This window comes from Paenibacillus sp. 598K, assembly GCF_003851045.1.
In the GTDB taxonomy this organism is placed as follows: Bacteria; Bacillota; Bacilli; order Paenibacillales; family Paenibacillaceae; genus Paenibacillus_D.
This window is the reverse complement of the sequence record NZ_BFBX01000076.1, coordinates 43,957-46,125: the sequence shown is the minus strand read 5'-3', so window position 1 is coordinate 46,125 and position 2,169 is coordinate 43,957. Positions and strand designations below refer to the sequence as shown.

Here is a 2,169-nt window from a genome sequence, read left to right as displayed (position 1 = left end):
CGGTGCTGGCGTTGTCGCCGTCGCTGCCGATGTCGCCGGTGCTGATGGTGAGGCCATTGCTGACGGTGACGCCGGTGCTGGCGTTGTCGCCGGTGCTGACGTTGACGCCATTGTCGGCATTGACACCGTCGCTGGCGATGACGCTGTTCCTGCCGTCGACGCTACTGACATTGTTGTCGCATGCTCTGTCGTCATGCCCGTTCACCTGCTTTCTGCGGATCGAGCTCGGCCCACATGATGAGGGCGTCCTCGTTGTTGTCCGAATAATATCCCGGCCGCACGCCCGAGGGCTCGAAGCCAAGCTTGCGGTAGAGCTGCTGGGCCCGTTCATTGGTCACCCGCACCTCCAGCGTCATCCGCGTCATGCCGAAAAACACCGCCGTCCGCTGCAGCTCGGTCAGCAGCCGCTCGCCCAGCCCCTGGCCGCGATAATCGTGCCGCACCGCAATATTGGTAATATGCGCTTCATCCATGATCGTCCACATGCCGCCATAGCCGATCACCTCGTCCTCCAGCATCATCACCATATAGCGGGCAAAATGATTGCTCGTCAGCTCGTTCACAAACGCCTCAGCCGTCCACGGGCTCGTAAAGGCCTCCCGCTCGATCTCGCAGATCGCAGGCACATCCTCCATCCGCATCGCCCGGAAGACAAGCGCTTCTTCGCGCCAGTCCCCGACGTGACGGTCAACACGCCCTGCATCGCCGCCCGCCATCATGAGCCCTCCCGCGCGCGGGCCAGCAGCTTGGCCTCGGCCTCGGCCAGCTGCGTATAGTTGGGCACGAGGTCATGCGCCGCGTCCCGCTCGCCCGCGAGCAGCCGGACCGCGCCGAGCAGCCCGGCCCAGCGTCCCTCCGCGACATGCGCTCTGACCTCGACCCGGAGCTCCGGCCAGCGCTCGCCAGCCAGCTGAGCGAATGCTTCGATCTCCTCCAGATGCAGCGACGGATCGCCGGTGAAGACGACTGAACTCGGCTGCTCCTCGCCAGCAGCGCCCTCAGCGACGTCCTCTAGCTGCCGCAACAGCTCCTCCCGCCAGTCCTGCATCAGCCGGATGCGATCCTCGGCGAGCCGATGCCAGCCGTCCGGCGCGGCGGCAAACGCCGCCGTATACACCTGTCCCCGCCGCGCGTCCATCAGCGGTACGAGCCATGCCCGCTCCGCCGAGCGAACCTCGCGCTCTGCTTCCGACCAGTAACCGCCCAGCGCCAATTGCTCCAGACTGGAGACGCCGACCAGCGGCTTGTCCCATACCCAGGCGAGCGTCTTGGCGGCAGTCACCGCGATCCGCACGCCCGTATAGGAGCCTGGTCCGAGTCCGACGGCGATCCCTGTCAGCGACGAGCCGGATACGCCTGAAGTCCGCAGCAGCTCTTGGAGCTGCGGGACGATATTGACCGAATGGTTGCGCTCCGCCAGCGACTGAACCTCCGCCAGCACGCGGTCGCCCTGCAAGAGCGCCGCCGCGCAGGCGGCCGTCGCCGTATCGAAGGCCAACACCAGCGGCTCGTCCGACTCCGGACGATACGCATGGAGCCCTTGCTGTAATCCTTCCTGCAGCTTCATGCCTCTTCCGCCCCCATCTCCTCTAGTTGTCGGCACCAGGCCGCGTAGCGCTCGCCCCGCCCGATCAGCTCAAAGCGGCGTCCGCCTCCCGGCGCATGCAAGATCTTCATCTCCAGTCGCTCGGGCGGCAGCAGCGGCTCGATCAGACTCGCCCATTCGACGATCGTCACGCCCGCGCCATAGAAGTAATCGTCCAGCCCCAGCTCGTCCGCCTCCGCGAGTGACAGTCGGTAGACGTCCATATGGTAGAAAGGCAGCCGCTCGCCCTCATATTCCTTGATGATCGTGAAGGTTGGCGAGTTGACGACGCCCTGCACGCCTAACGCCGCTGCATACGCCTGTGAAAATCGCGTCTTGCCGGCGCCCAGCTCGCCATCGAGCGCCAGCACCGTCTCCGGCTCCGCCCACGATGCGAGACGCGCTGCGAGACGGACCGTCGCCGCTTCGTCCGCGGCCTGCCATATCAACTGCTTAACTATCATGCCTATCAGTTCTTTCCTCTGTAGTAGGTGTCGCAAAATGATCGTAACCGCCTCGCGCCAGCGGCTCCCGGCGCAAACCTCCGATCCCGTCGGACGGCCGCTCCAGCCATACCCCCGGAG

The 2,169-nt window shown here is 65.4% G+C and carries 3 protein-coding genes and 1 pseudogene; all 4 read right to left on the bottom strand.

Going from position 1 to position 2,169, the window contains the following annotated elements:
• Positions 1–205: pseudogene (locus tag PA598K_RS21770) on the bottom strand (hypothetical protein); the annotation flags it as partial.
• Positions 192–716, bottom strand: a complete 525-nt coding sequence (gene rimI / locus PA598K_RS21765; RefSeq protein ID WP_128658987.1) for a ribosomal protein S18-alanine N-acetyltransferase — start codon at positions 714–716, stop codon at positions 192–194. The gene rimI and the pseudogene PA598K_RS21770, both read right to left, overlap by 14 nt.
• Positions 716–1,567 (bottom strand): tRNA (adenosine(37)-N6)-threonylcarbamoyltransferase complex dimerization subunit type 1 TsaB, encoded by an 852-nt coding sequence (gene tsaB / locus PA598K_RS21760; protein ID WP_128658981.1) that lies wholly within the window; start codon positions 1,565–1,567, stop codon positions 716–718. The genes rimI and tsaB overlap by 1 nt, the downstream gene beginning before the upstream one ends.
• Positions 1,564–2,049: a tRNA (adenosine(37)-N6)-threonylcarbamoyltransferase complex ATPase subunit type 1 TsaE gene (gene tsaE / locus PA598K_RS21755; protein ID WP_128658980.1), complete on the bottom strand. Its 486-nt coding sequence runs from the start codon at positions 2,047–2,049 to the stop codon at positions 1,564–1,566. The genes tsaB and tsaE overlap by 4 nt, the downstream gene beginning before the upstream one ends.
• Positions 2,050–2,169 lie beyond the last annotated feature (120 nt).